Raw genomic sequence first — 5,766 nt, forward strand, 5'->3', positions numbered from 1 at the left:
CTGCTCAATCGCGCGCCGACGCTCCACCGCCTCGGCATCCAGGCCTTCGAGCCGGTGCTGATCGAGGGCAAGGCGATCCAGCTTCACCCGCTGGTCTGCGCGGCCTTCAACGCCGACTTCGACGGTGACCAGATGGCGGTCCATGTGCCGCTGTCGCTCGAGGCGCAGCTCGAGGCCCGCGTGCTGATGATGTCGACCAACAACATCCTGCACCCGGCCAACGGCCAGCCGATCATCGTTCCGTCGCAGGACATCGTCCTCGGCCTCTACTATCTGTCGATCATGGCGGACGGAGAGCCGGGCGAGGGGTCTGCCTTTGGCGATGTCGGCGAGATCGAGCATGCGCTCGCCGCCGGCGCGACGACGCTGCACGCCAAGGTGCGCGGGCGATTCCGCTCTGTCGATCACGACGGTAACGAGGTTTCGAACATCTACGAGACCACGCCGGGCCGTCTGATGCTCGGCGCGCTGCTGCCGAAGAACCCGAACCTTTCCTTCGACCTGGTCAACAAGCTGATGACCAAGAAGGAGATCTCCAACATGATCGACGCCGTCTACCGGCATTGCGGTCAGAAGGAGACGGTCATCTTCTGCGACCGCGTCATGCAGCTCGGCTTCACCCGCGCGTTCAAGGCCGGCATCTCCTTCGGCAAGGACGACATGGTGATCCCGGACACCAAGCATAAGTTCGTCGAGGAGACCCAGCAGCTCGCGAAGGAATACGAGCAGCAGTACAACGACGGCCTGATCACCCAGGGTGAGAAGTACAACAAGGTCGTCGATGCCTGGGCGAAGTGCACCGATCGGGTCGCCGACGAGATGATGAAGCGCATTCAGGCGGTCGAGAAGGACGATACCGGCCGCCAGAAGCAGATGAACTCGATCTACATGATGTCCCACTCGGGCGCGCGTGGTTCGCCCCAGCAGATGAAGCAGCTGGCCGGCATGCGCGGCCTGATGGCCAAGCCGTCGGGCGAGATCATCGAGACGCCGATCATCTCGAACTTCAAGGAAGGCCTCTCGGTGCTCGAGTACTTCAACTCCACCCACGGCGCCCGCAAGGGCCTCGCGGACACGGCGTTGAAGACCGCCAACTCCGGCTATCTGACCCGGCGTCTGGTCGATGTCGCCCAGGACTGCATCATCACCGAGCAGGATTGCGGCACGACGGCCGGCCTGAAGATGCAGGCCGTCATCGATTCCGGCCAGATCGTTGCGACGCTCGGCCAGCGCGTCCTCGGCCGCACGGCCGCCGAGGACGTCATCGCGCCGGCGACCGGCGAGGTCATCATCCCGGCCGGGACATTGATCGACGAGCGTCACGTCGAGGCGATCGAGAATGCGAAGGTCCAGGCCTTCCGCATCCGCTCGGTGCTGACCTGCGAGACCAAGAACGGCGTTTGCGGCAAATGCTACGGCCGCGACCTCGCTCGCGGTACGCCGGTCAATATGGGCGAGGCGGTCGGTGTCATCGCGGCCCAGTCGATCGGCGAGCCGGGCACCCAGCTCACCATGCGCACGTTCCACATCGGCGGAACGGCGCAGGTGGTCGACCAGTCGACCATGGAGTCGAATTTCGAGGGCACGGTGCATATCCGTAACCGCAACCTCGTGCGCGATTCCGAGGGCCGTCTGGTCGCCATGGGACGGACGATGCAAATCGCCATCGTCGACAGCGACGGAACCGAGCGGTCGGTCAACCGCATCACCTACGGCTCGCGCCTGCACGTCGACGAGGGCGATACGGTGAAGCGCGGCCAGCGGCTGGCGGAATGGGACCCCTATACCCGTCCGGTCCTCACAGAAGTCGGCGGCATCGTCGGCTTCGAGGACCTGGTCGACCGTATTTCGGTCTCCGAAACGGCCGACGAGTCGACCGGCATCACCAAGCGTGTCGTCACCGACTGGCGTGCGAATCCGCGTGGCGGCGATCTCAAGCCTGCGATCGTCATCAAGGGCAAGGACGGCAAGATCAAGAAGACCTCGCGTGGCACCGAAGCGCGCTACATGCTTTCGGTCGATGCGATCCTCTCGGTCGACGCCGGCGCGGAAGTCCATGCCGGCGACGTACTCGCCCGTATCCCGATGGAGAGCGCCAAGACCCGTGACATCACCGGTGGTCTGCCGCGTGTCGCCGAGCTCTTCGAGGCGCGGCGTCCGAAGGATCATGCGATCATCGCGGAGATCGACGGCACGATCAAATTCGGCCGCGACTACAAGAACAAGCGCCGGATCATCCTCGAGCCGGAGGAGGAGGGCGTCGAGCCGGTCGAGTATCTCATCGCGAAGGGCAAGCCCTTCCATCTCCAGGAGGGCGATACGGTCGAGAAGGGCGATTACATCGTCGAAGGCAATCCCGCGCCCCACGACATCCTGGCGATCAAGGGGATCGAGGCGCTTGCCGCGTATCTCGTCAACGAGATCCAGGAGGTCTACCGGCTCCAGGGCGTGACGATCAACGACAAGCATATCGAGGTGATCGTCCGGCAGATGCTGCAGAAGGTCGAGATCGTCGAATCCGGTGACACCGACATGTTCCCGGGCGAACAGATCGACACCCTCGACTACGAGATCGCCAACGACCGCGCGATCGAGGAGGGCAAGCAGCCGGCTGTCGGTGTTCCGGTGCTGCTCGGCATCACCAAGGCGAGCCTGCAGACGCGGTCCTTCTTCTCGGCCGCGTCCTTCCAGGAGACCACCCGCGTTCTCACCGAGGCGGCGGTCAACGGCAAGGTCGATCCGCTCGAGGGCCTGAAGGAGAACATCATCGTCGGTCGCCTGATCCCCGCCGGTACCGGCGGCTCCATCAACCGCATCCGGCAGGTTGCCACCCACCGCGACGAGTTGATCGTCGAGGAGCGCCGCCGCACGGCGTCGTTGTCGGGCGGCGAGGAAATCGAGGACGTGGTCGAACTGACCGGCGCCGCCGAATAGGCAACGGACGAAGCGAAAGATCAAAGGCCGCCCTTCGGGGCGGCCTTTTTCGTTTCAGCGCCGTACGGGAGGCGGACGGCGACGGGATGCGCCAGCCTATCTCAGCCGGAAGCCGAGCACGGCGATTGCGAGTGCCATGACCAGAACGAGGCCGAGAGAGGCCGAGAGGCCGTATTCGTGGCCGACGAAGCCCAGGATCGGCGGCGCGAAGAGGAAGCCGACATAGCCCATCGTGGCGACCGCCGCGACGCCCATGCCCGCCGAGACGCCGGGGGTTCGTGCTCCGGCGCTGAAAACCACCGGCACCACGTTTGCGACGCCGATCCCAACCATGCCGAAACCGATCGCGCCGATCAGCGGCCACGGAGATGCGAGGGCGATTCCAAGGCCGATGGCGGAGAGCAGTCCGCCGCCGGCCAGCACCGCACGTCCCCCGAATCGGGCCACGATCGGGTCCCCGAAGAGACGGAGGCCCGACATCGAGAGCGCGAAGAGGGCGAAGCCGATGGCGGCGGTTTCCGGCGTCGCCTCGCGGACGGAGGTGAGGTAGAGGGCGCTCCAGTCGGTAACGGCGCCTTCCAGAGCATAGGCAAGGAAGGCAATGAAGCCGAGGCCGACGACGGCCTTGCTGGGGAGGGCGAAGCGCGGGCCCTCGCTCACTATGCGCTCGCTCGGATACAGGCTCGGCACGGCGACGGCGGCCAGAATGATGCAGATGACGGCCGTTCCGACGGCTCCCCTGCCGTCACCCCAGCCCTGCGAGATCACAAAAGCCCCCATCAGGGCCCCGCACAGCGCGCCGATCGAGTAGAAGGCGTGAAACGAGGACATTGTCGGCCGTTTCCGGGCAACCTCCACCTCGGATGCCTGGACGTTGGCGAGGACGTCTATGCCACCAATGAGCAACCCGAAGAAGAAGAGCGCCGTGAAGAAGAGCAGCACGTCCGGGGCCAGGATCGGCAAAGGCAGGATCGCGAGATAGACGAACACCGCGACCGCCGTAGGCTTTCGCGATCCGGTGAGCCCGACGATCCAGCCGGAAAGCGGCATCGATACCACCGCGCCGGTTGCCATCGTCAGGAGTGCGAGACCCAGGATCGCGGGATCGATCGCCAGCCGCTCCTTGATCAGCGGAATATGGACGGCCCATACGCCCGGGCCGATGCCGACCAGAAAGAAGACGACCGAAACGGCGATCCGGGCCCTGTTGAGCCGCGCGCCGGTGGGCTGCCGCTCGTGTATTGTGTCCATTGGCGGTTGCTTCGGTGGGTCTGCGGCGGGTTTGTGGTGCGCAACGGATCCGGCGCCGCATTGCGGCTATGCCTTCGATTGCGCTTCATACCGTCAGGGCCGCGGGATTGCATCCTTTCCGACCCGATTTCTTTGCAAATCTTTCGAGGCGTTGCGCCGCGAAAGATTTTTTGCCGGTCAGGGTTGACGATGATGACCGGAAAGCATAGGTTCCGCGCGCTTTCGGGCAGGCAGTAGGGCTTTTGTTCCGGCGACGCCCAGTCGTGGATAAAGAAGCGCTAAACGCTGCGCGGAAACGGAAGAACGACGCTAGTACGGGATGACACGATCGCGGCCCCGGCCGTGATCCTCTGTTTTTCGTGGCGCCACCCGCCAGAGGCGGGCATGGCGCCTGTCGCGTCATGGGATTTGGGATGAAGACGGGCCAGGTGACTGGCCCCTGCAATCAAGGCCGACAATGCCGACGATCAACCAGCTTATCCGCAATCCGCGCCGCGCGCCGGTGAAGCGCAACAAGGTGCCCGCGATGCAGGAGAGCCCGCAGAAGCGGGGTGTCTGCACGCGCGTCTATACGACGACGCCGAAGAAGCCGAACTCGGCGCTGCGCAAGGTTGCGAAGGTCCGTCTGACCAATCAGTTCGAGGTGATCGGTTACATTCCGGGCGAGGGCCACAATCTGCAGGAACACTCGGTCGTGATGATCCGCGGTGGCCGCGTGAAAGACCTTCCGGGTGTGCGCTATCACATCATTCGCGGCGTACTCGACACCCAGGGTGTGAAAGACCGCCGTCAGAGACGCTCAAAATACGGTGCAAAGCGGCCCAAGTGATCTTGGGTCGTTTTTTGTCGTGAAGGCTTAGGAAACAGGCAGGCTACCCGATGTCCCGTCGTCACCGCGCTGAGAAGCGCGAGATCATTCCGGACCCCAAATACAACAACGAGATCGTGACCAAGTTCATGAACTCGGTGATGATCCAGGGGAAGAAGTCGGTCGCCGAGCGCATCGTCTATGGCGCGTTCGAGGTGATCGAGGACAAGACCAAGCAGGATCCGCTCGGCGTTTTCCGCCAGGCGCTCGACAACGTGATGCCCTCGATCGAGGTGCGGTCGCGGCGCGTCGGCGGTGCGACCTATCAGGTTCCGGTCGAGGTGCGTCACGACCGGCGGCAGGCGCTGGCCATTCGCTGGCTGCTCTCGGCCGCCCGCGGGCGCAACGAAAAGACCATGACCGAGAAGCTCTCGGGCGAGCTGCTCGATGCCGCCAACAATCGCGGCAATGCGGTGAAGAAGCGCGAAGACACGCACCGGATGGCGGAAGCCAACCGCGCCTTCTCGCATTACCGCTGGTAACCCATTCCGACTAGAGGCCCAGGCTATGGCGCGCACCAACAAGATCGAGGACTACCGCAACTTCGGCATCATGGCTCACATCGATGCCGGCAAGACCACGACGACCGAGCGGATCCTCTTCTATACCGGTCGTAGCCACAAGATCGGTGAGGTCCATGACGGCGCCGCGACCATGGACTGGATGGAGCAGGAGCAGGAGCGCGGCATCACCATCACGTCCGCCGCGACGAC

At 64.2% G+C, this 5,766-nt stretch carries 5 protein-coding genes; 4 read left to right on the forward strand and 1 reads right to left on the reverse strand.

The window, feature by feature from the left end; translation table 11 throughout:
• On the forward strand, positions 1-2,934 hold a 2,934-nt coding region (locus KDJ86_RS06460; RefSeq protein ID WP_291744121.1), incomplete at its 5' end, for a DNA-directed RNA polymerase subunit beta'.
• A 96-nt stretch (positions 2,935-3,030) separates the two neighbouring features.
• On the opposite strand, the gene KDJ86_RS06465 is transcribed toward KDJ86_RS06460, so the two are convergent.
• On the reverse strand, positions 3,031-4,185 hold the full coding sequence (locus tag KDJ86_RS06465; RefSeq protein ID WP_291744123.1) for an MFS transporter: 1,155 nt from the start codon (positions 4,183-4,185) through the stop codon (positions 3,031-3,033).
• Positions 4,186-4,642: 457 nt separating this feature from the next.
• Between KDJ86_RS06465 and rpsL the strand changes: the two genes are divergently transcribed.
• The 3 genes from rpsL to KDJ86_RS06480 all read left to right on the forward strand — a co-directional run.
• Positions 4,643-5,014, forward strand: coding sequence for a 30S ribosomal protein S12 (rpsL, locus tag KDJ86_RS06470; protein WP_291744125.1), 372 nt, complete (start codon positions 4,643-4,645; stop codon positions 5,012-5,014).
• Between the two features lie 50 nt (positions 5,015-5,064).
• A complete protein-coding gene (rpsG, locus tag KDJ86_RS06475; protein WP_291744127.1) occupies positions 5,065-5,535 on the forward strand; it encodes a 30S ribosomal protein S7 in 471 nt (156 codons plus the stop codon).
• A 25-nt stretch (positions 5,536-5,560) separates the two neighbouring features.
• The coding region (locus KDJ86_RS06480) for a GTP-binding protein (RefSeq protein WP_291744129.1) at positions 5,561-5,766 on the forward strand (206 nt) is incomplete at its 3' end.

Source organism: Bauldia sp. (assembly GCF_020442045.1).
Classification (GTDB): domain Bacteria; phylum Pseudomonadota; class Alphaproteobacteria; order Rhizobiales; family Kaistiaceae; genus Bauldia.